The organism is Streptomyces sp. NPDC052020, assembly GCF_040680575.1.
Classification (GTDB): domain Bacteria; phylum Actinomycetota; class Actinomycetes; order Streptomycetales; family Streptomycetaceae; genus Streptomyces.
The window spans coordinates 191223-214748 of sequence record NZ_JBFAWY010000011.1 but is presented as its reverse complement, the minus strand read 5'-3'; the positions used below and the strand labels follow the sequence as shown (position 1 = coordinate 214748).

General features: G+C 73.0%; 20 protein-coding genes. 8 read left to right on the top strand and 12 right to left on the bottom strand.

Annotated features, from left to right (window positions below; translation table 11 throughout):
• Window positions 1-274 precede the first annotated feature (274 nt).
• Genes AB0L74_RS14655 through AB0L74_RS14645 form a run of 3 tightly spaced genes read right to left on the bottom strand, consistent with a single transcriptional unit; the run spans window position 275 to window position 3812 of the window.
• The gene (locus AB0L74_RS14655) at window positions 275-1792 is read right to left on the bottom strand and encodes a GMC oxidoreductase (RefSeq protein WP_365650587.1); all 1518 of its coding nucleotides are present in this window, start codon (window positions 1790-1792) and stop codon (window positions 275-277) included.
• A 35-nt stretch (window positions 1793-1827) separates the two neighbouring features.
• Window positions 1828-2748, bottom strand: coding sequence for a sugar phosphate isomerase/epimerase (locus AB0L74_RS14650; RefSeq protein ID WP_365650584.1), 921 nt, complete (start codon window positions 2746-2748; stop codon window positions 1828-1830).
• Entirely contained in the window at window positions 2745-3812 is a 1068-nt protein-coding gene (locus tag AB0L74_RS14645; RefSeq protein WP_365650581.1) for a Gfo/Idh/MocA family oxidoreductase, read from the bottom strand. Before AB0L74_RS14645 ends, AB0L74_RS14650 begins: the two co-directional genes overlap by 4 nt.
• 109 nt (window positions 3813-3921) lie before the next feature.
• Between AB0L74_RS14645 and AB0L74_RS14640 the strand changes: the two genes are divergently transcribed.
• The 3 genes from AB0L74_RS14640 to AB0L74_RS14630 all read left to right on the top strand — a co-directional run bounded on the left by AB0L74_RS14640 (window position 3922) and on the right by AB0L74_RS14630 (window position 8145).
• Window positions 3922-5193: an ROK family protein gene (locus tag AB0L74_RS14640; protein ID WP_365650578.1), complete on the top strand. Its 1272-nt coding sequence runs from the start codon at window positions 3922-3924 to the stop codon at window positions 5191-5193.
• A gap of 248 nt (window positions 5194-5441) precedes the next feature.
• A complete protein-coding gene (locus AB0L74_RS14635; RefSeq protein WP_365650575.1) occupies window positions 5442-6785 on the top strand; it encodes a glycoside-pentoside-hexuronide (GPH):cation symporter in 1344 nt (447 codons plus the stop codon).
• Window positions 6786-6843: 58 nt separating this feature from the next.
• The gene (locus tag AB0L74_RS14630; protein ID WP_365650572.1) at window positions 6844-8145 is read left to right on the top strand and encodes a DUF6379 domain-containing protein; all 1302 of its coding nucleotides are present in this window, start codon (window positions 6844-6846) and stop codon (window positions 8143-8145) included.
• Window positions 8146-8175: 30 nt separating this feature from the next.
• Here AB0L74_RS14630 and AB0L74_RS14625 read toward each other — a convergent pair whose 3' ends face one another.
• The 3 genes from AB0L74_RS14625 to AB0L74_RS14615 form a co-directional block, all read right to left on the bottom strand.
• Window positions 8176-8382, bottom strand: a complete 207-nt coding sequence (locus tag AB0L74_RS14625) for a hypothetical protein (RefSeq protein ID WP_365650569.1) — start codon at window positions 8380-8382, stop codon at window positions 8176-8178.
• Window positions 8383-8634: 252 nt separating this feature from the next.
• The gene (locus AB0L74_RS14620) at window positions 8635-10395 is read right to left on the bottom strand and encodes a ThuA domain-containing protein (protein WP_365650566.1); all 1761 of its coding nucleotides are present in this window, start codon (window positions 10393-10395) and stop codon (window positions 8635-8637) included.
• Window positions 10396-10423: 28 nt separating this feature from the next.
• Window positions 10424-13279: a PQQ-dependent sugar dehydrogenase gene (locus AB0L74_RS14615; RefSeq protein ID WP_365650563.1), complete on the bottom strand. Its 2856-nt coding sequence runs from the start codon at window positions 13277-13279 to the stop codon at window positions 10424-10426.
• A 325-nt stretch (window positions 13280-13604) separates the two neighbouring features.
• Here AB0L74_RS14615 and AB0L74_RS14610 point away from each other — a divergent pair, with 325 nt between their 5' ends.
• Window positions 13605-14060, top strand: a complete 456-nt coding sequence (locus AB0L74_RS14610) for an RpiB/LacA/LacB family sugar-phosphate isomerase (RefSeq protein WP_365650561.1) — start codon at window positions 13605-13607, stop codon at window positions 14058-14060.
• Window positions 14061-14229: 169 nt separating this feature from the next.
• Here AB0L74_RS14610 and rocD read toward each other — a convergent pair whose 3' ends face one another.
• The 3 genes from rocD to AB0L74_RS14595 form a co-directional block, all read right to left on the bottom strand.
• Window positions 14230-15453 carry an ornithine--oxo-acid transaminase gene (gene rocD, locus AB0L74_RS14605; RefSeq protein ID WP_365650558.1) on the bottom strand — a complete coding sequence of 408 codons (1224 nt, stop codon included), beginning with the start codon at window positions 15451-15453 and terminating at the stop codon, window positions 14230-14232.
• On the bottom strand, window positions 15450-16271 hold the full coding sequence (ddaH, locus tag AB0L74_RS14600; protein ID WP_365650555.1) for a dimethylargininase: 822 nt from the start codon (window positions 16269-16271) through the stop codon (window positions 15450-15452). The genes rocD and ddaH overlap by 4 nt, the downstream gene beginning before the upstream one ends.
• Window positions 16272-16397: 126 nt before the next feature.
• Window positions 16398-16901, bottom strand: a complete 504-nt coding sequence (locus AB0L74_RS14595) for an Lrp/AsnC family transcriptional regulator (protein WP_365650552.1) — start codon at window positions 16899-16901, stop codon at window positions 16398-16400.
• Window positions 16902-16978: 77 nt separating this feature from the next.
• Here AB0L74_RS14595 and AB0L74_RS14590 point away from each other — a divergent pair, with 77 nt between their 5' ends.
• From AB0L74_RS14590 to AB0L74_RS14575, 4 genes are read left to right on the top strand one after another with little or no spacing between them, the layout of a single operon-like run.
• Window positions 16979-17743 carry a LytTR family DNA-binding domain-containing protein gene (locus AB0L74_RS14590; RefSeq protein ID WP_365650549.1) on the top strand — a complete coding sequence of 255 codons (765 nt, stop codon included), beginning with the start codon at window positions 16979-16981 and terminating at the stop codon, window positions 17741-17743.
• Window positions 17744-17745: 2 nt separating this feature from the next.
• Entirely contained in the window at window positions 17746-18108 is a 363-nt protein-coding gene (locus AB0L74_RS14585; RefSeq protein WP_365650681.1) for a hypothetical protein, read from the top strand.
• Between the two features lie 16 nt (window positions 18109-18124).
• Window positions 18125-19837 carry a cation acetate symporter gene (locus AB0L74_RS14580; RefSeq protein WP_365650546.1) on the top strand — a complete coding sequence of 571 codons (1713 nt, stop codon included), beginning with the start codon at window positions 18125-18127 and terminating at the stop codon, window positions 19835-19837.
• Window positions 19834-21039 carry a histidine kinase gene (locus AB0L74_RS14575; RefSeq protein WP_365650543.1) on the top strand — a complete coding sequence of 402 codons (1206 nt, stop codon included), beginning with the start codon at window positions 19834-19836 and terminating at the stop codon, window positions 21037-21039. Before AB0L74_RS14580 ends, AB0L74_RS14575 begins: the two co-directional genes overlap by 4 nt.
• 3 nt (window positions 21040-21042) lie before the next feature.
• Here the strand turns inward: AB0L74_RS14575 and AB0L74_RS14570 are convergent, their stop codons facing one another.
• The 3 genes from AB0L74_RS14570 to AB0L74_RS14560 all read right to left on the bottom strand — a co-directional run bounded on the left by AB0L74_RS14570 (window position 21043) and on the right by AB0L74_RS14560 (window position 23498).
• Entirely contained in the window at window positions 21043-21228 is a 186-nt protein-coding gene (locus tag AB0L74_RS14570; protein ID WP_365650540.1) for a hypothetical protein, read from the bottom strand.
• A gap of 166 nt (window positions 21229-21394) precedes the next feature.
• Entirely contained in the window at window positions 21395-22345 is a 951-nt protein-coding gene (locus AB0L74_RS14565; protein WP_365650537.1) for a cytochrome c oxidase assembly protein, read from the bottom strand.
• A gap of 127 nt (window positions 22346-22472) precedes the next feature.
• Window positions 22473-23498 carry a 6-phosphofructokinase gene (locus tag AB0L74_RS14560; protein WP_365650534.1) on the bottom strand — a complete coding sequence of 342 codons (1026 nt, stop codon included), beginning with the start codon at window positions 23496-23498 and terminating at the stop codon, window positions 22473-22475.
• Between the last annotated feature and the right edge of the window lie 28 nt (window positions 23499-23526).

Sequence of the window (23526 nt, the reverse complement as noted above, 5' to 3'; positions counted from 1 at the left end):
GCGCCTGCCAGACCTCCAGGGGCACACGCACCCGCCACCAGGGCAAGAGGAGGAGAACGGCCAGCCGGTGCCGCCCCGGTTCGCCTGTTTCCACGACGGGCCGGCTGCCGGCCGTCTTCGCCGGCCGGCCGCGCGTGTTCTCGGTACCGGCTCCGGCCAGGCGCCGCGGGGAAGGCCAGCACACGGTCACCGCCGCCTCCACGTCCCTTGTGGTCGCGGACGGTGGCGGCGGGGCCGGAACGACGGACAGGGCGGTGCCGGGCCGGTGGGGGGCTCAGGCGGTGCCGACGCCCGCCTGAGCGGCCGGCGTGCTCCGCTCGGCCGTCGAGTCCAGGTGGGCCAGGAGCGCGCGGGCGCCCCGGACGGCGAGGGCGACGGAGGTCAGTGTGGGATTGCAGGCGGTGGCGGTGGGGATGACGTTGTTGCCGGCGACCCACAGACCGCGGGTGTTCCAGACCCGGCTGTGACTGTCACAGACACTGGTGCCGTCGTCGGCGGGGCCCATGCGCGTGGTGCCCTGGTAGTGCAGTGAGCTGCCCGCGGGCAGCAGGAGTGGGCTGTCGTCCAGGGGGATGCCCACGGCGGCCCCCGCTTCGGCGACCGCCTCCTTGGCCTGTTCGATGGCGGCCAGGTCGCGGTCGCTGTAGCGGTAGTGGATGCGCAGCGCGGGCAGCCCGCGAGCGTCGGCCGCGGTGTCGGTGAACTCGACGCGGTCGTCCGGGCTGATGTCCTTGGCGCAGAACCAGCCCAGTCCGACGATGGCGCCGGGCTCGACGTCGGTGCCGTCGGCGAGCGGGACGGGGGAGGCGTCGAGTTGCATCACCTGGCCGTGGAAGGGGTGCGCGTCGGTGTACGGCACCCAGCTGACGCCGCTCTGGGCGACGATGGCACCGTCCTCGTCACGGGTGCGGCCGGTGACGGCGCGGTGGGCGGCGACGACGTCGTCGGGCAGCCGGACGGCGTAGACGATCTGCGGCTGGTCGTTGAGGTAGCGGCCCAGCGCGGGCGGGCGGACGCCGGAGGCGTGCAGCAGCTGCGGTGTGCGCAGGGCGTCCGCGGCGATGACGACCGCCCGCGCGGACACCCTCCTCTCCTCACCGGTGGCCAGGTCGCGCACGACGATCCCGGTGGCGGTGTCTCCGTCCAGGACGACCCGCAGACACAGGCACCGATCGGCGATGTCGACGCGCTCGTCCGCCGCCGCCCGGCCCAGGATCACGTCGGTGCCGCTCCAGGTGTGGGCGCCGTCGGAGCGGGTGGTGACGGCCAGCGGCATGGGGGCCACTCGTCGATGAGGGGGCCGGCCCGCGTCGAAGAGCGCGGCCAGCCGGCGGCGTACCTCGTCGGCGAAGGGGGCGTGGTCGAAGGCGTGGGCGTCGACGCGCAGAAGCTGCTCGGCGCGGGAGAGATGGGCGTCCATCTCGGCGTCGGGGATGAAGCCGATGCGTTCACCGCCGCCGGGCCGGGGGCAGGCGCCGGTCCAGTGCGCGCCCATGCCGCCGACGTTGGTCGAGAGGGCGGCCGCGGGCAGGTCGGGCGCCTCCAGCAGGCGGGTGCCGGGACGCCCGGCCGGCCCGGGGCCTTCCGACGCGCGTTGCGCGCGGGCGCGCTCCGCGGAATCGGCGATGTTCTTGACGTGGGTGCCGGGAGGATCGGTCAGGCGCGGGCCGGCGTCCAGCAGCAGGATGCGTGCGGTGGGGTGCCGGTCGTACACCTCGCGTACGTAGGCGCTGCCGGTGGGACCGCTGCCGACGACGACGAGGTCGTAGGAAGGGTGACGGGGGAGGGACACGGTGCGGCTCCGGAGGGGGAGGGGAGAGAGCGGGGTCAGCCGGTGACGAGGGGGCGCAGGGTGTGGTGGGCGATGGCCAGGCCCCGGCAGACCTTCTCCGGGGTGCCGCCCCACAGCGGGTCCTCGTGTTCGACGGAGAGGGTGCCGGTGAAGCCGGCCTCGTACAGCCGGTCGACGACGCGGGTCCAGTCGACCTGGCCGCGGCCGGGCACCCGGTAGCGCCACCAGCCGGTGGCCCACGGGTCGCCGTGCTTGGCGGTCGTGCCGAAGAACCCGAAGCGGTTGCGGGCGAGCGGGTCCAGTTCGATGTCCTTGGCCTGGGCGTGGACGATCCGGTCGGCGTACGGCGTGATGGTGGCCAGCGGGTCGATGCCGAGCCACATCAGATGCGACGGGTCCCAGTTGAGGTACAGGCCGAGGGAGAACATCCACTCCCACAGCTCAGGGGAGTAGGCGATGTTGCCGGGGTGGCCGTCGGGGTGCCAGCCCTCCATCACGCAGTTCTCGATGATCAGCTTCACATCGCGTTCGCCGGCGTACTCGACGAGTTCGGGCAGGACCCGTTCCGCCTCGCGCTGGTTCTCGGGCACGCTGCGGGACGGGTCACGGCCGATGAACGTCCCCACGTACGGCACGCCGAGCGCCTGCGCGGCGTCGATCGCGTGCCTGAGGTGGGTACGGATCTCTTCGCGCCGCCCGGGGTCGGGGTGGAGGTTGTTCTCGTAGTAGGCCAGGGCCGAGATCCCGATCCCGCTCTCCCCCGACAGCCGCTCCACGCGCTCGCGTTCCCGCGCGTCGAAGTGCGCGACGTCGATGTGCGCCGCCTCGAAGTCGCGTCCGCCGGTGCCGGGCCAGACGGCGACCTCCAGACGCTCGTAGCCGGTCTTCGCGGCCCAGCCGGCGACGCGTTCCAGCGGCCAGGCGGGCAGGCAGGCGGTGAGCATGCCGAGCTTCATGCGGGGATCTCCGTCCAGGTGGCGTCGGCGGCGGCCGAGTCGAGCACGGCCTGGGTCAGCCGGGCGGCCCGCAGCCCGGCGTCGAAGGTGGGCAGGCCGTCAGGGCTCTCGCCGCGGACGGCGGCGTAGGTGTCGGCGACGAAGTCGGCGAAGCACTCGTGGTAGCCCTGGGGGTGTCCGGCGGGCAGCGCGTCCGGCCGGCCTCCGGCGCGGGCGGGGTCGCGCGTCAGCGTGCGGTTGGCGTCCTGGCCGCCGACCCAGAGGCTTTCGGGTTTCTCCTGGTCGAAGACGTAGCTGGCGTCGGGGCCGTCGAAGGAGAACCACAGCCGGTTCTTGCGTCCGGCGCTGGCCTGGCTGATCACCAGGGAGCCCAGCGCCCCGCCGTCCGTCCGGAAGGAGATCACGCCGCCGTCCTCGGTGGCCGACGGGCGCCCCGCGCGCACGGGGTGGGCGTTGCCGAGCATGGCCTGCACCGCCGTGATGCGCTGTCCCGTGACGAACTCCATCAGGTCGCACCAGTGGATGCCGATGTCACCGAAGGCCCGGCTTCCGCCGCCCCGGGCGGCGTCCGTCCGCCAGTTGTCGGCGTCGGGCGCGGCGAGCCAGTCCTGGAGATAGGAGCCGTGCAGCAGCCACGGACCGCGGCCGCCGGCGCCGATCAGCGCACGCGCCAGCCGTACCGAGGCGTAGAAACGGTAGACGAACGGCACCGTGGCCACGCGTCCCGTGTGCGCCGCGAGGCCGGCCAGGTCGGCCGCCTCCTTCACGGAGACGGCCAGGGGCTTCTCGCAGATCACGTGCTTGCCGGCCTCCAGCGCCCGCCGGGCCATGTCGTAGTGCAGGTGGTTGGGCGTGCAGACGTGGACGACGTCCACGTCGGAGGCCAGGACCTCCTCGAACGCGGCGGGCTCGGCGCCCGGTAGGGAACCGGCCAGTTCCCCGGCCCGCTTGCGCGTACTGCCGACGACCAGGCGCACGCGGCCGCTCGCCGCTGTCACGGCGCGGGCGTGCACGGATCCCATGAACCCCGTGCCCACGACGGCGGCTTGGATCTGCTGCGTCATGGCAGCCTCCGGCTTCTCCCTGGGAACAATGCCCGACACTATTGCACGTGACATGCAAAAGTCGTCAAGGGTGTGCTCCGTCACGGCAGAAGTGCGGAATGATGTCGCCATGTCACGTCGACCGCCCACCGCCATCGATCAGTACGAGGCTCTCTCCACTGTGGTGCGCCTGGTGCGCCGGAACCGTGCGCGCACCCGCCCGGAGCTCGGCGCGGCCGCCCTGCTGGGGCGGACCGTCATCTCCCAGCGGGTGGAGGAGGCCATCGAGCTCGGGCTGCTCGAGGACGCCGACGTCGGCCCGTCGAGCGGCGGCCGGGCGCCCAGGCGGCTGCGGTTCAGGGCCGAGGAGGGGCTCGTGCTGTCCGCGGTCCTCGGCGCCGCCGCACTCGATGTGGCCGTCACGGATCTGGACGCCCGGGTGCTGGAACACCGCCATCTGGAATGGCCGGTCGCCCGTGGCCCCGAGGAGACCCTCGGCTTCCTCGGTGACCAGTTCGCGGGCCTGCTCAAGGAGCGTGACCCGGGGCGGCTGTGGGCCGTGGTGATCGGTGTTCCCGGCCCCGTGGAGTTCGCCACGGGCCGGCCCTCGCAGCCGCCGATCATGCCCGGCTGGGACGGATTCGACATCCGCGGCCGGCTCCAGGACCGCCACGGCGTGCCGGTCTGGGTGGACAACGACGCCAATCTGCTCGCCCTCGGCGAGGCCAGGAGCACCGGCCTGGACGACGACCAGCACCTGATCTTCGTGAAGGCCGGCACCGGTATCGGCGCGGGCGTCGTCAGCCGGGGCCGCGTCCACCGCGGCAGCAAGGGCGCCGCGGGCGACATCGGTCATGCCCGGGTCCTGGAGGACAACTCCGTCATGTGCCGGTGCGGACGTACGGGCTGCCTGGAGGCGGTCGCGGGCGGCTGGGCGCTGGCCCGGGACGCGGTGAGCGCCGTGCACGAGGGCCGCAGCCGCTTCCTGGCCGACGTCCACCGCGCCGCCGGCGAGATCACACCGGCCGACATCGGCCGCGGTGTCGTGGCGGGGGACGCGTGGTGCCTGACCGCCGTGGCGCGGGCCGCCGAGCGCATCGGCAGCCTGATGGCCGCGCTCGTGAACTTCTACAACCCCGACTGCCTGGTCTTCGGCGGCGGCGCCGTCACCGGCGGGGACACCTTCCTCCGCGTCGTCGACCACACCGTACGCAGCAGGGCCCTGCCCCTGGCCTCGGCGGATCTGGTCATCCGGGCCTCGGCGGCGGGCGACACCGCGGGCGTCGTGGGCGGCGCCCACCTCGCCGTCGAGACCCTCCTGTCCGCGGACGCGCTCGCCGCGTGGGCGCCGGGCGGAAGGCCGTCCGCGGTGGAGCCGGCCCGCCTTGTCGGCGGCGTGTGAGACGTCGGCGGCCGCTGCGCATCCGGCGGCGGCCGAGGCGGATGGCTCGGCCGTCCGCCATCGGCAATGACTATGCCGGCCCTATGGATGACTCGAAACCATTGACTTATGTCTGCGACGTGCATAAGTTCCGTCGACAGTGAGCGGACTCCGGACGAGATCCGCCGCAGTCCTCGGCAGCCGCCCGCAGTCCCCCGCCTTCCGTGCGTCGTGGCGGCATGCCCTCTGCCTCCCGAAGGGACTCGACGATGAGTGCCGTGCCCTCCCCCGCCACCGCCGCCACCACCACGTCCCCCGCCCCGCTGCCCCCGCCGGGCAAGGCCGCCCAGTTCGGCTACGGCCTCGGTGACCTGGCGTCCAACCTGACCTGGACCACGCTGACGGCGTTCCTGCTGTACTACTACACCGACGTCGCCGCCCTGACCGCCGCCACCGCCGGCACCATTCTGCTGGTCGGCCGGATCGCGGACGCGGTCATCGACCCGGTGGTCGGCCTGGCCGTCGACCGCACCCGCAGCCGCTTCGGACGCGCCCGCCCCTACCTGATCTTCGCCGCACCCCTCCTCGGCGTCGTCTTCGTCCTGGCCTTCTCCTCGCCCGGCAGCGGCACCACGGCGGTGGTCTGGGCGGCGATCACCTTCATCGCCGTCGGCATCAGCCACTCGCTCGTCAACGTCCCCTACGGCGCGATGCTGCCGATGCTGACCGACGACACGGACACCCGCCTGAAGATGAGCGGCTACCGGTTCGTCGGCGCCTCCATGGGGCTGATCGCCGTCTCGGTCGCCGTCATGCCGCTCGTCGGCGCGCTGGGCGGCGACGACCGGGGCCGCGGCTTCACCGGCATGGCGCTGGTCCTCGGCACGGTCGGCACACTGCTCTACTGGATCGTCGCCCTGCTGTGCCGCGAACGCCCCGCCGCAGCCGCTCCCCGGGAGGCCACCACCCGGCGCGCGCTCGCGTCGCTGCCGGGCAACCGTCACTGGCTCGGCGTGAGCGCCGCCTCGCTCGTCGCCTTCGTCCGCCTGGGCGTCATCACCGCGGGCGCCGTCTTCTACGCCCGCGAGGTTCTCGACGACGCCTGGGCCACCAGCTACATCCTGCTCGCGTTCTCCCTGTCGGCCCTGGTCGGTGCCCTCGTCACCCCCTGGGTCCTGCGCCGCACCGGCAAGCGCCGCGGCGTCAACATCGGCCTCGCCGCCACGGCGGCCCTGTACGTCCTCCTCTTCTTCCTGGACGGGCAGCCGATGGTGTTCCTCGCCGTCTTCCTGTTCGCCAACCTGCTCGGCGGCTTCGGCTTCGTCGCGGCTCCGGCGCTCGTCTCGGACACCATCGACCACCACGAAACCCTCACCGGCCGCCGCGACGAGGGCCTGCTGTACGCCGGCTACAGCTTCGCCACCAAGGTGGGCACGGCGCTCGGCGGCTCCCTCTTCGCCTGGGCACTGGCCTGGGGCGGCTACCGCGCCGACCACGTCTCCGCCCAGGCGAGCCAGGCCATCGAGTGGGCCTTCATCGGACTTCCCGCCGCGCTCTGCCTGGTACAGGCGGCCTGCATGGCCCTCTACGGCCTGGAAGACCGCAAGGACTGAGCCCGGCCCGAGCCCGCCCACCACCGCACCCCGTCACACCCCGTCACGAAGGACGACCATGCTCGAACGCGCCCTCATCCAGCAGCGCGGATTCCGCAACACCACCGATGCCACCGGCGTCACGGGCTTCCAGCTCCTCCTGCGCAACCCCAACTACCGCGGCGTCGCCGGCAGTCTCGTCGACGGTGCCGAGGTGACCGTCGACGGACACACGTTCCCGCGCGAAGCCCAGCGCTGGACGCTCCAGGGCCGCACGTTCACCCTCGACGAACTGCGCGCCTCCACCGACGTACGCTGGCAGCTGGACGAGCCCGCCACGCTCTCCGTAACCCACCCGGGCGGCCTGAGCGCGGGCATCCACCGCATCGAGGTCGCGGTCCGCCTGCGCCGGCCGTACATTCCCGAGGTCGCCGGACCGTCCGTGTTCCGCTCCTCCACCACGGCCACGATCGTCCCCGACGCGGACGGTACCCCGCACGGGCCGCGCTACGGCGTCTCCCTCTACAGCTACTCCGGCGACCTGTACACGTCGATGACGCTCCAGGACGCCATGGCCGACATCGCCGACCTGGGCGCCACCGGCATCGAGATCCTCGGCGAAGGCAACATCCCCGGCTACCCGCATCCCGACCCGGACTGGACCGACACCTGGCACCGGCTTCTGGACCGGTACGGACTCACGCCGACGAACTACGGGTCGTGGGTCGACACCGCCATGTGGCACGACCGCGACCTCACCCCCGAGGAGGGCCGCGAACAGCTCGAACGCGACCTCCGTCTGGCCAAGCTGCTCGGGTTCACCTCGATCCGCCCCAAGTTCGGCGTCGTCACGCCGGAACTGGACCCGCACCCCATCTGGCGGCCCGCCGTGGAGCGGGTCCTGGACCTCGCGGCCGACCTCGACATCGTCATCTGCCCCGAGATCCACAGCCCCACCCCGATCAAGCACCCCGTCACACAGGGCTACCTCGACTTCATCGACCGGACCGGCAGCGACCACTTCAAGCTGCTCATCGACACCGGCATCTTCCAGACGGCTCCGGTCGACGACGGCCACGAGGGCTTCGAGGGCAAGAAGCGCCCGGCTTTCCTGGAACCCCTGGCCGTCCCCCTGTCCGACCTCGCCGAGGTGCTGCCGCACGTGCACTTCATCCAGGCGAAGTTCTTCGAGATCGACGACCGGCTCACCGACCTGCACATCCCCTGGCACGGCATCATCGCCACCCTGCGGGCGGGGGGCTGGCGGGGCTGGCTCTCCAGCGAGTACGAGGGGCGGCGCGAGCCCTACCGAGGACGAGATCAGGTCCGCCGCCAGCACGCCCTGCTCCGGTCCCTGAGCGGGAGCGCCGGCCTGGGATGACGTCCGGTAGGGCGTCCGGCCGGTCACGCTTCAGGCGGCCTCCGCCCGCCCCTCGTTCGACGCGGCCGTCGGCCGGGCGACCGGTTTCCGCGCTCCGCCCTGCACCAGCCGGAGATGGCGCCGTCCGCGTGCGTGCCGGGGCACCGGGGACGGCGCGGACAGCCAGTCCTCGACACGGTCCACCAGCAGCAGCGTCAAGGCCAGCGTGGGCAGCAACAAGACCGCTACGACGATCACGATGACGCGTCCCTTCCTCGGCAGGCGGCCCCGACCGGGTGCCCGCCTCACCGAGCGCACCAACCATGGCGTGTAAGGGCCGTGTAAAGGTCGGCACCCCGTGACGGCAGGCGTTGCCGTCACGACAAGGCAGGCGGTTCCCGCGCTGTGTCCGGCGCCGGGTTCCGGCGCCCGAGGCCAGGGCCGGGACGATCGCCCCGGCCCTGGCGCCTCGGCGGCCGAGCCCGGTCCGTCGGCACCGCGCGCCGGACCCTAGGGCAGGGTCCATTTCTGGTTGGGGCCGGTGTGGCAGGTCCACAGGTGGACGGGGGTGCCGTCGTTCCAGGTGGCGCCGGAGGCGTCGAGGCACTTGCCGGACGGGGGGTTGCGGAGGGTGCCGTCGGGGTGGGGGAGCCATCGCTGTGCGCCGGTGTCGTTGCAGGTCCACAGCTGGATCCTGGTGCCGTCGGCGGTACCGGCCGCGGAGAGGTCCAGGCACTTGCCGAGGGCTTTGAGGGTGCCGTCGCCGGTCGTGGTCCATTGCTGGGCGGGGGTGTCGTTGCAGGACCAGATCTGGACCTCGGTGCCGTCCGCGGTGTTCCCGCCGTCCACGTCCAGGCACTTGCCGTTCACGCCCCGCACCGCACCGGTACGCGGACCGGGCTGCGGGGTGCCGCCCGGCTGCTGGACGCGGATGTCGCGGAACGCCACGTCGTCGCCGTCACCGTGGTTCTGGATGCCGATGTGGCCCTGCCGCAGGCTGCGCGCCGGGTCCGTGTTGGTGAAGTCGTTGATCCTCCGCCCGTTGAGGAAGACCTCCAGCCGTTCGCCGGTGACCCTGATCTCGTACGTGTTCCACTCGCCCGGCGGATTGAGGGCCGCGTCGCGCGCGGCGACGTCCGCCGACCGGAAGCCGTAGACGGAGCCGGTGGTGCGGTCGGGCGTGTCCGTCGCGTCGATCTGGATCTCGTACCCGTGGTTCACGGCCGACCACGGGTCGTCGGAGGCCGGGAAGCCCACGAACACGCCCGAATTGTCGTCGCCGTGCGCCTTCCAGTCCAGTTTGAGGGAGTAGTCGCCGGTGAACTCCTTCGCGGCGTACCACAGCATCCCGAGGCCGCCGGTGGAGGTGAGCGTGCCGTCGGCGAGGGTGAACCCGCCGGGGCCGGCCTGTCGCCAGCCGGTGGTGCCGGTGCCGTCGAACAGGGGCGTATAGCCCGTCTCGGGGCGGCAGTCGGCCTCGGTCATGCCGGCGGCCCAGCGGATGCCGCCCAGCAGGTGCCGGCGGAAGGCGGGCTCGGTGAAGGACTCGTCGGTGTGGCCGCCGCCCGTGTAGAAGGCGCGGCCGCCCCGGTAGTCCTTGCACCAGGCGATCGGGTGGTCCCCGGACATCGTGCCGCCCGTGTAGCTCGACTCGTCCAGGGAGGCCAGGACGTGGGCGGTCGTGCGCGGATTGGTGCGGTAGTCGTACCACTCGTCGGTGCGCTGCCAGGCGCCGCCCAGGTGGGCGGTGGCGTCGTGCGCCCGGTCCTCGACCTCGACGGTGGCGGACTGGACGGCGGGATGGGAGCGGAACCAGGCCCCGGCCAGCCCGCCGTAGAACGGCCAGTCGTACTCGGTGTCGGCGGCGGCGTGGATGCCCACATAGCCTCCGCCGCCCTGGATGTACTGCTCGAACGCCGTCTGCTGGGTGCCGTTCAGTACGTCGCCCGTCGTGGAGAGGAAGACCACCGCCCGGTACCGGGCGAGGTTTGTGGTGGTGAACGCCTGGCCGTCCTCGGTGGTGTCGACGGTGAAGTGGTGCGCGGCGCCCAGCTCCCGCAGGGCGGTGATCCCGTCGTCGATGGAGGAGTGGCGGAAGCCCGCCGTCCGGGAGAAGACCAGGATCCGGTACGCCGGGTCGGCCGCGGCGGACGCGGTGCGGGGTGCGCGCGTCGCGGTGTCCGCCGGGGCGGGCTGGGCCCAGGCCTGCGGTGCGGCGCACAGCACGGCACCGGCGAACAGCAGGGCAGCCGCCTTCAGTTGCTCGCGCATGGGTGTGCCTCCTTTCGGTCGCTCGGGGCTAGGGGAGGGTCCATTTCTGGTTGGGGCCGGTGTGGCAGGTCCACAGGTGGACGGGGGTGCCGTCGTTCCAGGTGGCGCCGGAGGCGTCGAGGCACTTGCCGGACGGGGGGTTGCGGAGGGTGCCGTCGGGGTGGGGGAGCCATCGCTGTGCGCCGGTGTCGTTGCAGGTCCACAGCTGGATCCTGGTGCCGTCGGCGGTACCGGCCGCGGAGAGGTCCAGGCACTTGCCGAGGGCTTTGAGGGTGCCGTCGCCGGTCGTGGTCCATTGCTGGGCGGGGGTGTCGTTGCAGGACCAGATCTGGACCTCGGTGCCGTCCGCGGTGTTCCCGCCGTCCACGTCCAGGCACTTGCCGTTCACGCCCCGCACCGCCCCGGAGCGGGTGCCGCCGTCGCCGGTGGTGAAGGAGAACTCGTCCACGTCGAACAGCGCGCCGCCGCCGCCCTTGAAGACCAGGTACAGGGTGGTGGTGCCGGCCGGCCGGCTGCCGAGCGCCGTGCTCACGTCCCGGAAGGTCTCCCAGCCGCCGGTGACGGGTACGGCCACGGCGCCCAGCAGGGTGCCGGCGGGCGAGCCCGCCCGTACCTCGATGGTGCCGCCGGCGCCGGCGGAGGAGACCCGGGCGGTGAACGTCCGGGCGTCGTCCAGCGCGTACGGTGTGAAGGAGATCCAGTCGCCGTTGTCGATGTGGCCGACCGTCCGGCCGCCGTGCGCCGGGGCGTGGGCGACGACCTGGACGCCGGAGGAGCCGCCGTGGTGCTCGGCCTGCCGGTGGCTGGGCTGGGTGATGTGCTGGTCGTGCGTGGTCAGCGCGGGCTGGCCGCCGGCGCCCCGGTCGGTGTACTCGGCGTCGACGACGCCGAAGATGTTGGCGTTGGGGTCGTGTTCGCCGTCCGCCAGGGTCTGGAGGGTGCCGGAGCAGCCGGTCGCCGAGGTCTGCGGGTGGCCGTGGCTGTCGTGTCCGACGATGAAGGTCACCCTGACCCGGGAGCAGTCGATCGTGCCGTCCTCGGGGTCGGTCACCGTGACCTTGAACGGGATGGCGTCACCGAAGTCGCGGATGCGGCCGTCGACGGGCAGGTCCAGCCGGACCGAGGGCGCGGTGTTGCCGACCGTGACGAGGACCGAGGCCGTCGCCCGCTTTCCGGTGGCGTCGGTGACCGTGAGGGTGGCGGTGTACCGGCCGTTGGCGGTGTACGTGTGGGTGGGGCCGGCGGCGGTGGAGGTGGCGCCGTCGCCGAACGCCCAGGCGTAGGAGAGCGCGTCGCCGTCCGCGTCGGAGCTGCCGGCGGAGGAGAAGGCGACGGTGAGCGGGGCTGTGCCGGAGGTCCTGTCGGCCTCGGCCCGGGCGACGGGGGCGTGTCCGCCGGTGACGTGCTCGATGCGGTACAGCGCGGAGTTGGCGTCGCCGTTGAAGTAGCCGGTGCCGTAGTCCAGGACGTACAGCGCCCCGTCCGGGCCGAAGGCCATGTCCATCACCTGGGTGCCGCTCCAGGGGAAGGCGTCGATCGACTGCACGGTGCCGTCGCCGCCGGTGCCGATCCGCTTGATCCAGCGGCGGCCGAACTCCCCGGCGAAGAAGTCCCCGTCGTACTCCTGCGGGAACTTCACCTCGGACGCCGAGGCGGCGTCGTAGCGGTAGACGGGACCGCCCATCGGCGACTCCGAGCCGCTGCCGAACTCCGGCACCGAGCCGCCGTCGTAGGGGAGCCAGGCGGGCTGGGCGGGCGGCAGGCCGGTCAGCCCAGTGTTGCGCGGGGAGGTGTTCCGCGGCGCCGCGCAGTCGAACTTCGCGCCCGGGGCGGAGGAGGCGAAGTCCCAGTCCGTGTAGGCGTCGTTCCTGCCGGTGCAGTAGGGCCAGCCGTAGTTGCCCGCCTTGGTGATCCGGTTGAACTCGACCTGCCCGGCCGGTCCGCGAGAGGCACTGGCCGTACCGGCGTCGGGTCCGTAGTCGCCGAGGTGGACGATGCCGGTCGCCTTGTCGACGCTCATCCGGAACGGGTTGCGGAACCCCATCGCGTAGATCTCCGGGCGGGTCCTGGCGGTGCCCGGCGGGAAGAGGTTGCCGCTCGGGATCGTGTACGAGCCGTCCGCCTGGACCTTGATGCGCAGCACCTTGCCGCGCAGGTCGTCGGTGTTGCCCGACGAACGCTGGGCGTCGTAGGCGGGGTTGCGGGAGGCGCGCTCGTCGATGGGGGTGTAGCCGTCGGAGGCGAACGGGTTGGTGTCGTCGCCCGTCGACAGGTACAGGTTGCCCTGCGCGTCGAAGTCGATGTCGCCCCCGACGTGGCAGCAGATGCCGCGGGAGGCCGGCACGTCGAGGATCTTCTTCTCGCTCGCCGTGTCCAGGGTGCCGTCGGCCCTCAGCACGAACCGGGACAGCCGGTTGACCCCGTCGAACGGCGTGAAGTCGGCGGCCGTGCCGCTGGCCGGGGCGTCGCCGGCCGGGGTGTTCAGCCGGGGCGCGTAGTAGAGGTAGACGAAGCGGTTGGAGGCGAAGCCGGGATCTGCGGCGACGCCTTGGAGCCCTTCCTCGTCGTGACTGTAGACGTCGAGCTTGCCCGCGACTTTCGTGGTGCCGGCGGCGTCGGTCAGCCGCAGCGTCCCGTCGCGCGAGGTGTGCAGCACCGAACGGTCGGGGAGCACCGCGAGCGTCATCGGCTCGCCCGTCTCGGCGACGCCCTTGGCGAGCGTGACCTGCTGGAACTCCGCTGCGGCCGGCGCGACCGGGCCGTCGCCCCGGTCCGCCGCCACCGCCGGGGCCGGGGGGAGGAGGCAGCCCGCGGCGCACAGGGCCGCGAGGGCGAGCGAGCGAAGGCCACGGGTACGTCCTGGTCCTGGCTGTCTTGTGCGCACAGGTGTCTCCCTGGGACGGGGGCGACGGCAGGCGGCGTCCGGCCTGCCGGGGAGTACGGGGCGCGCGCCGCCGCGCCGTGTGGAGCGGGCGTGCAGAAAGGGGCGTGCGGCACAGGGGAGCGGAACACCGGCCGACCTATGGTTGACCGGGTCACATCAAGCGAAGCTAGCGGCGTTCGCCGAGGGGCGTAACCCCTTCCGCGCCAGTACTCCACGCTTTTTCCCCGGCCGGGACAAAGTGCCGGTCGCGCGGGTGCCCGGACGGCCGGGAACGCCCCGGGCCGGGGTGGGGCCCCGGCAAGCGGTGCCCGGTAGGCTCGCCCCTATGCGGATCGCCGTCTCCTCCGACATGGACGAACCCGTGGCCCGCCTCCTCGTCGAGGAGCTGCGCCGGCGCGGCCACGAGGTGCTCCCGCACGGCGCGCTCCGCCCCGGCGAGGACAGCCAGTGGGCGGTGTGCTCCGAGCGGGCGGCCCGGGACGTGGCCGCCGGGACGGCCGACCAGGCCGTGGTGTGCTGCTGGACCGGGACCGGCGCGTCGATCGCCGCCAACAAGGTGCCGGGCGTCCGGGCGGCCCTGTGCGCCGACGCCTACACGGCGGACGGCGCGCGCCGCTGGAACGACGCCAACGTGCTCGCCCTCAGCCTCCGGCTGACCTCCGAACCGCTGCTCAGGGAGATCCTCGACGCCTGGTTCGCGGGCACGGCCGGCGACGAGGCGGAGGACCGGGAGAACGTGGCGCACGTGGAGCGGCTCGACCGGGGCCGAGCCGCTCCGTAGCGGGACGGGGCCAGGGACTCTCGTCCGGATCATGCCGGGCTCGCGGGGCCCGGCACCGCGCCTCGCCGCGTCGTCGGTTGCCGTGGCTCCGCCCTGGCGCCCTCCTCCGTCTTGCGACGCACGGCACCAGACCCCGCTCCCCGGTCCGGCCCGGCCCGAACGGAAGACCCTAGGCGGCCAGCACCTTCTCCAGCGTCCCGAGGGCGTGCCGCAGCTCGTCGTCGGTGACGGTCAGCGGCGGCGCCAGGCGGATGGTGGACCCATGGGTGTCCTTGACCAGAATGCCCTCCCGCATCAGCCGCTCGCTGACCTCGCGGCCGGTGCCGAGGGCCGGGTCGACGTCGACGCCCGCCCACAGGCCGCGCGCCCGGAAACCGACGACGCCCTTGCCGAGCAGGGCCGTCAGCCCTTCGCGCAGCACCGCGCCCAGCCCGGCCGCCCGGCGCTGGAACTCGCCGGTCTCCAGCAGCTCCACCACCGCCGTGCCGACCGCCGCGGCCAGCGGATTGCCGCCGAACGTCGAGCCGTGCTCGCCCGGCCGCAGCACCCCCAGCACCTCGCGCCGGCCGACCACCGCCGACACCGGCACGATCCCGCCGCCCAGCGCCTTGCCGAGCAGCACCAGGTCCGGGACGACCGACTCGTGCTCCACGGCCAGCGTGCGCCCGGTGCGGCCGAGGCCCGACTGGATCTCGTCCGCCACGAACAGGCAGCCCGCACGGCGGGTCAGCTCCCGTACGCCGGTCAGGTAGCCGTCGTCGGGGACGATGACGCCCGCCTCACCCTGGACCGGCTCGATCAGCACCGCCGCCGTCGTGTCGTCGACCGCCGCCTGAAGCGCCGCCAGGTCGTTGTAGGGCACCACCCGGAAGCCGGGCGTGAACGGCCCGAAGCCCGCACGCGCCGTCTCGTCCGTCGAGAAGCCCACGATCGTCGTCGTACGGCCGTGGAAGTTGTCCGCCGCCACCACGATCGTCGCCCGGCCGTCGGGGACGCCCTTCACCTCGTAGGCCCATTTGCGGGCCACCTTGATGCCGCTCTCCACCGCCTCGGCGCCGGTGTTCATCGGCAGCACCATGTCCTGGCCGGTCAGCGCGGCGAGCCGGGCGGCGAAGGAGGCGAGCCGGTCGTGGTGGAAGGCCCGGGAGGTGAGGGTGAGCCGGTCCAGCTGACGGTGGGCCGCCTCGATCAGCGCCGGGTGGCGGTGGCCGAAGTTGAGCGCCGAGTAGCCGGCGAGCATGTCGAGGTAGCGGTGGCCCTCCACGTCCTCCACCCACGCGCCCTCGGCGCGGGCGACGACCACGGGCAGCGGGTGGTAGTTCCGCGCGAGGACGGGCTCCTCGGCCCGGATGAGCTCCTCCGAGCTGCGCGTGCGATCGGCGGGTGCGGTCATGAGCGGTTCTCCCGGATTTCCTGGGTGCAGCACTTGATGCCGCCGCCGGCCTTGTGGAACTCGGACAGGTCGACGGGGACGGGGACGTAGCCGCGGTGGGCGAGCCGGCCGGCGAGGGCGGTCGCCGCCGGCGAGATGAACACATGGCGTCCGTCGGAGACGGAGTTGAGCCCGAAGGCCAGGGCGTCCTCGCGGGTGGCGGTCACCGCGTCCGGGTACAGCCGGGCGAGCACCTCGCGGCTGCCCGGAGAGAACGCCCCGGGGTAGTAGGCGATGTTCTCCTCGTCGAGGGCGAACAGCGCCGTGTCCAGGTGGTAGAAGTACGGGTCCACGAGCGTGAGGCCGATCACCGGGATCCCGAAGAACTCCTGCACCTCGCGGTGGGCCTCCCGGGTGGTGCGGAACCCGGTCCCGGCCAGGATCCAGCGGCCCGCGGGCACGAGGTCGCCCTCGCCCTCGCAGACCGACTCGGGGGGCTGGACCTCGAAACCGGCCTGCTTGAACCACGCCTGGTAGGGGAGGGACTCCGGGCGGCGTTCGGGCGCGTGGAAGAGGGAGCCGAAGACCCGGCCCTCCACCACGAGGGCCGCGTTGGCGGCGAAGACCATGTCCGGCAGACCCGGCACCGGCGCCAGGGTCTCCACGGTGTGGCCGTGGGCGCGGTAGGTGCCGACCAGTGCCTGCCACTGGTCCAGCGCGCGGATGACGTCCACGGGTTCGCCGGGCCGCATCCACGGGTTGATCGCGTACTGGACGGCGAAGTGCCTGGGTTCGCAGAGAAGGAAACGCCGCCGGCGCGGCACACGGGAGTCGGGCACAGAGGGATTCCTCCGCTTCCTGACGGTGAGTGACTGAGGGTTGACTCCACGGTAGGAACCGGAAGAGACGGGCGACAAGCGACGAAAGCTGCGTGTCGACGCAGGAATGCTGCGTTCTTCCCCAGGTCAGCGCATGTCTGGTGCGCTCTCCGGCGCCGGCTGACTGGCCCCCGCCTCCGGACTGTCCGGAATCAGATGGGACAGCACCATCACGCTGATCGTCTTCCGGATGAACGGCTCCGCGCGGATCCGCTCCAGCACCTCCTCGAAGTGCTCCACGTCCCGCGCCCGCACATGCAGCAGCGCGTCCGCCCCGCCGGTCACCGTCATCGCCGCCGTGATCTCCGGATGGTTGCGCACCACCTCGGCCAGCCGCCGCGGCGGCGCCGCGCCCTCGCAGTACACCTCCACGTACGCCTCCGTGCGCCAGCCCAGCGCCGACGGCTTCACCGTCGCCGTGAACCCGGTGATCACCCCGGTCTCCCGCAGCCGGTCCACCCGGCGCTTGACCGCCGTCGCGGACAGCCCGATCCCCGCGCCGATCTCGGCGAAGGACGTCCTGGCGTTCGCCATCAGCGCGGTGATGATCTTCCGGTCGAGCTCGTCGAAAGGCGTCGGCCTGCTGTTCATGCGGGCACTGTATCCAGCGCGAACGTCCACGCCGGGCACGTGTGCAGGCGTACGGATTGCTCCTACACTCCACCTTCATGCTGCGCGCCCTGGCTGTCGACGACGAACGCCCCTCCCTGGAGGAGCTGCTCTACCTGCTCAACGCCGACCCGCGGGTGGGCAGCGCGGAGGGCGCGGGTGACGCCACCGAGGCGCTGCGCCGCATCAACCGCGCGCTGGCCTGCGGCCCCGACGGGCCCGACGGGATCGACGTCGTCTTCCTGGACATCCAGATGCCGGGCCTGGACGGCCTCGACCTGGCCCGGCTGCTGACCGGCTTCGCCCGGCCGCCGCTGGTCGTGTTCGTCACCGCCCACGAGGACTTCGCGGTCCAGGCGTTCGAGCTCAAGGCCGTCGACTACGTCCTCAAACCCGTCCGCAGGGAACGGCTGGGGGAGGCCGTGCGCCGCGCCGCCGAACTGCGCGGCACCGACCCGCGCGGTCCCGCGCCCCGCATCCCCGTGCACGAGCCCGACCCCGACCACCTCCCGGTCGAACTCGGCGGTGTCACCCGCTTCGTCGCCGTCGACGACATCACCCACGTCGAGGCCCGGGGCGACTACGCCCGCCTGCACACCGCCAAGGGCAGCCACCTCGTCCGCATCCCGCTGTCCACCCTGGAGGAACGCTGGCGCTCCCGCGGCTTCGTCCGCATCCACCGCCGCCATCTGGTCGCCCTGCGCCACATCGGCGAACTCCGCCTGGGCGCGGGCACGGTCAGCGTCCTGGTCGGCGGCGAGGAACTCCAGGTCAGCCGGCGGCACGCCCGCGAGCTGCGGGACCTGCTGATGAGGAGGCCGTGACGGTGCCGCACCAGGACCCCGCCCAGCGCCGCGTCGTCGTCACGGGCCCGCCCCGCCGCGCCAGCCGCCCCCTGGGCCACCACCGCCCGCGCACCGAGATCGACGAGCAGACCACCCTCGGCCACACCTACGTCCGCTCGCTCATGCGCACCCAGCTGCGCGCCGCCCTCACCGCGCTGGCGGTGCTCGGCCTCCTCGTCGGCCCGCTGCCGCTGCTGTTCGCGGCGGCGCCGGGCGCCCGGCGCCTGGAATGGGCCGTCCTCGGCTTCGGCCTGTACCTCCCGCTCGTCCTCCTCGCCCGCTGGTACGTGCGCCGCGCCGAGCGCAACGAACGCGACCTCGTCCGGCTGGTCGAGGACCGCTAGACCGCCCGCACCCGCCATGAACTCCGCCTACGCCGTCCCCGCCGTCGCCCTCGTCGTCGTCGCCACCGTCCTCGTCGGCGCCTTCGGCCTGCGCATATCCCGCACCACCTCCGACTTCTACGTCGCCTCCCGCACCGTCGGCCCCCGCCTGAACGCCGCCGCGATCAGCGGCGAGTACCTCTCCGCCGCCTCCTTCCTCGGCATCGCCGGGCTGGTCCTCGTCCAGGGCCCCGACATGCTCTGGTATCCGGTCGGCTACACCGCCGGCTACCTGGTCCTGCTCCTCTTCGTCGCCGCCCCGCTGCGCCGCTCCGGCGCCTACACCCTGCCCGACTTCGCCGAGGCCCGGCTCGCCTCCCCGGCGGTACGGCGGCTGGCGGGCGCCTTCGTCGTCGGCGTCGGCTGGCTCTACCTGCTGCCGCAGCTCCAGGGCGCCGGCCTGACGCTCACCGTGCTGACCGGAGCGCCCCCCTGGCTCGGCGGTCTGATCGTCGCCGTCGTCGTCACCGCCACCGTCGCCGCGGGCGGCATGCGCAGCATCACCTTCGTGCAGGCGTTCCAGTACTGGCTCAAACTCACCGCGCTGCTCGTCCCGGCCCTCTTCCTGGTCCTGGCCTGGCAGGACGACGGCGCCCCCCGCCGTGCCTTCGACGAACCGGCCGCCTTCCGCGAGCAGCGCGCCGTCCGCGTCGAGGACACGCTCACCCTCGACCTGAAGGCACCCCTGACCGTCACGGTCGACGGCACCGTCGACGGCCGTGAGCACGACGGCACCCGCCTCCGCCTCCCCGCCGGCCCGCACCGCGTCGACGCCGGCACCCGCCTCACCTTCGCGCCGGGCACCGAGGTCCCCGAAGCCGGACGCGACACCGGAGACGCCCTCTCGCCCTCCTGGGCCGAGAGCCGCGAGGACCGTCCGCTGTACGCCACCTACGGGCTGATCCTCGCCACCTTCCTCGGCACCATGGGCCTGCCGCACGTCGTGGTCCGCTTCTACACCAGCCCGCACGGCGTCGCCGCCCGCCGCACCACCGTCGCCGTCCTCGCCCTGGTCGGCGCCTTCTACCTGCTGCCCCCCGTCTACGGCGCCCTCGGCCGCCTCTACGCCCCCGAGCTCGCCCTCACCGGCGACGCGGACGCCGCCGTCCTGCTGCTGCCCGGCCGCGTGATCGGCGGAGCGGGCGGCGACCTCCTCGGCGCCCTGGTCGCCGGGGGAGCCTTCGCCGCGTTCCTGTCCACGGTGTCCGGGCTGACCATGGCCGTGGCCGGCGTCCTCACCCAGGACGTGCTGCCCGCGCGCGGCGTACGGCACTTCCGGCTCGGCACGGTGCTTGCCATGGCCGTCCCGCTCGCGGCGAGCGTCCTGGTCGGCGGGCTGCCGGCCGCCGACGCCGTGGGCCTCGCCTTCGCCGTGTCCGCCTCGTCCTTCTGCCCGCTGCTGGTCCTCGGCATCTGGTGGCGGCGGCTGACCCCGCCCGGCGCCGCGGCCGGGATGCTGGTCGGCGGCGGCTCCGCCCTGATCGCCGTCGCCGCGACCATGGCCGGACTCCCGCGCGGCGGGGTGCCGCACGCCCTGCTGGCCTGGCCCGCGCTGTGGTCGGTACCCCTGGCCTTCCTCACCATGGTGCTGGTCTCGCTCGCCACGCCGGGCCGGGTGCCGGCCGGGACGGCGGCGGTCCTGGCCCGCTTCCACCTGCCCGAGGAACTGCGCACGGAGGTGACCACGTGAGCGGCTTCCTGGCCGGCCTGTGCGCGGCCGTCCTGCCGCTGCTGGCGGCCGGTTTCTGGCTGGGGCGGCGCACGGCGCGGCCCGGGAGCCTCGCCGGGCTCGGCACCCCGGTGGAGCACGCCACCTTCCAGACCCTGCACACCGCCTCCCTGGCCGCGCCCCCGCTGCGGGCGGGCCTGACCGAGGAGACCGCCCGCAAGGCCGCCCGTACGCTGCGCTCGCTGCTGGGCACCGACGCCTTGTGCCTGACGGACACCGAGCGGGTCCTCGTCTGGGACGGCGCGGGCGCCCACCACCGCACCGAGATCATGGAACGCCTCGCCGGACCGCTCGAGACCGGCCGCGGCGAGGCCTTCCCGCTCGTCTGCGACCGTCCCGGCTGCGCGGCGCGCTGGGCCGTCGTCGCCCCGCTCACCGTGGACGACCGGGTGCACGGCGCGCTGGTGGCCTGCGCGCCCCGCGAGTCGGCGGTGCTGGTCCGGGCGGCGGGGGAGGTGGCCCGCTGGGTCTCGGTCCAGCTGGAACTGGCCGACCTGGACCGGTCCCGCACCCGCCTCATCGAGGCCGAGATCAAGGCGCTGCGCGCGCAGATCTCCCCGCACTTCGTCTTCAACTCGCTCGCGGTGATCGCCTCGTTCGTCCGCACCGACCCCGAGCGCGCCCGCGAGCTGCTCCTGGAGTTCGCCGACTTCACCCGCTACTCGTTCGGCCGGCACGGGGACTTCACCACCCTCGCCGACGAGCTCCACGCCATCGACCACTACCTGGCGCTGGTCCGGGCACGCTTCGGCGACCGCCTGGCCGTCACCCTGCAGATCGCCCCCGAGGTCCTGCCGGTCGCCCTGCCCTTCCTCTGCCTCCAGCCCCTCGTCGAGAACGCCGTCAAACACGGCCTGGAGGGCACCTCCGGCACCTGCCACATCCGGATCACCGCGCAGGACACGGGCGCCGAGGCGCTCGTCGTCATCGAGGACGACGGCGCCGGGATGGACCCCGGCCTGCTGCGCCGCATCCTCGCCGGCGAGGAGAGCCCCTCGGGCGGCATCGGCCTGTCCAACGTCGACGACCGCCTCCGCCAGGTCTACGGAGACGCGCACGGCCTCGTGATCGAGACCGCCGTCGGCGCCGGCATGAAGATCACGGTCCGGCTGCCGAAATACCAGCCGGGCGTGCACCCCGCGGGCCGGCCGGGCCGCGCGTGACCCTCAGGTGCTCCGTGCGGTGGCGATCATGCCGAGGGTGATCAGACCCAGGACGACCCAGCCGAACCACAGCCAGCCGTTGCTGCCGAGCGCCACCGTGTAGGCCGTCACCGCGACGAGACCGCCGACGGTGAGCACCCCCATCGTCTTCGTGGAACCGTCCGTGGAACCGTCCGTGGAACCGGGCATCGCGACACCCTCCTCATGGTCCGTTGCCCTCCATGGTGCCCCGGTTCCGCGTTCCTACGGCGCGGACCGCGAGATGTGTGCCGGATTTCGCGGGTCCCGCGCCCGTCCGGGAGGCCGCCTGGCACGCGTGGCGGCCTCCCCGGCGGGGTGTGCGGCGCGCAGCCCTTCAGCTCCCGCGGGCGTTCAGTGAGGCCAGATAGGCGTTGTACTCCTCGAGCTCCTTGTCGCCGTCGCGGTCGGCGGCCCGGTCCTTGCGCCGGGCCTGGCGCTCCTCCGAGGCGTACCACTGGAACAGCAGCGCGATGAGCACCAGGACCGACGGGATCTCGCTGAAGGCCCAGGCGATGCCGCCCGCCGCGTTCTGGTCCGACAGGGCGTCGATGCCCAGCGAGGCGGGCGGATGGCGGAAGGTGCCGACCATGGGCGTGGAGCCCATCATCAGCGCGATGCCGAAGAAGGCGTGGAACGGCATGCCCGCGAACAGCTCCAGCATGCGCATCAGATGGCCGGGCCGGTGCGGACCCGGGTCGATGCCCATGATCGGCCAGAAGAAGACGACACCGACGGCGAGGAAGTGGACCATCATCGCGATGTGTCCCGGCCGGGTGTCCATCAGGAAGTCGAAGAGCGGGGTGAAGTACAGCCCGTACAGGCTCGCGATGAACAGCGGGATGGTGAACGCGGGGTGGGTGATGATCCGCATGTAGCGGCTGTGCAGCAGCATCAGCAGCAGCTCGCGCGGCCCCTTGCGGCCGCGGCTCGCCGTCGGCAGGGCACGCAGCGCCAGCGTGATCGGGGCGCCGAGCAGGATCAGGATCGGCGACACCATGCTGATCACCATGTGCTGCACCATGTGCACGCTGAACATGACCATGCCGTAGTCGTTCAGCTTGGTGCACATCATCAGCCCGATGCTCAGCACGCCCGCCGCGTAGGCGACCGTCCGGCCCACCGGCCACTTGTCGCCGCGCCGCACCAGGCGGGCCACGCCCCAGCCGTACAGCGCCAGGCCCAGGAGGCAGGCGACGAGAAAGAAGGGGTCCGCGGACCATTCGAGACCCCGTCCCAGCGTGAACGGCGGCAGGTCCATCGTCATGCCGTGCCCGCTGTGATCCATCCGCCGGCTCCTGTTTCGTGGGGGTTGAGCGCTGTCTGTCCGCCCCAAGAGTAGAACCGCCCCCGGTCGCGGCTGCGACCGGGGGCGGCTTGGACGACGCTCGGCGCGGGACGCGCCGTCGTACGCTCTACAGGACGCACTCCGCCTCGGCGTACCGCTGCGCGGGCACCGTCTTGAGCGTCTCGACGGCCTCGGCCAGCGGCACCATCACGATGTCGGTGCCGCGCAGCGCGGTCATCCGGCCGAAGTCCCCGCGGTGCGCCGCCTCCACGGCGTGCCACCCGAAACGGGTGGCCAGCACCCGGTCGTACGCCGTCGGCGTGCCGCCCCGCTGGACGTGCCCGAGGATCACCGGCCGGGCCTCCTTGCCCAGGCGCCGCTCCAGCTCCAGGGAGAGCTGGCGGGCGATGCCGGCGAAGCGCTCATGGCCGTAGACGTCCTTGCCGCCCTCGTCGAACTCCATGGTCCCGGGCTTCGGCTTGGCGCCCTCGGCGGCGACGACGATCGCGAACCGCTTGCCCGCCTCGAAGCGCTCGCCGACCTTGGCGGTCAGCTCGTCGATGTCGAAGGGCCGCTCGGGCACGACGACGGCGTGGGCGCCGGCCGCCATGCCGGAGTGCAGCGCGATCCAGCCGGTGTGACGGCCCATGACCTCCACGATCAGCACCCGCTGGTGGGACTCCGCGGTGGTCTTCAGCCGGTCCAGGGCCTCGGTCGCCACGGTGACGGCCGTGTCGAAGCCGAAGGTGACGTCCGTGACCGCGATGTCGTTGTCGATGGTCTTCGGCACCCCGACGATCGGCAGACCGCTGTCGGACAGCAGACGGGCCGCCTTCAGGGTGCCCTCGCCGCCGATCGGGATGATCGCGTCGAGGCCCAGCTCACGGACGTGCCCGCGGGCCCGCTCCACGCCGTCCCGCAGATGCTCGGGGCGGACCCGGGAGGAACCGAGGATGGTGCCGCCGAGGGCGAGAATGCCGCCCACCGCGTCGAGGTCGAGCTTGAGGTAGTCGCACTCCAGGAGGCCTTTCCAGCCGTCCCGGAAACCGATGACCTCGTCGCCGTGGTCGACGACGGCGCGGTGCACGACGGACCGGATGACGGCGTTCAGGCCGGGGCAGTCGCCGCCGGACGTGAGGACACCAATGCGCATAGCCCGAAATACCTTCTCAACATGGGCA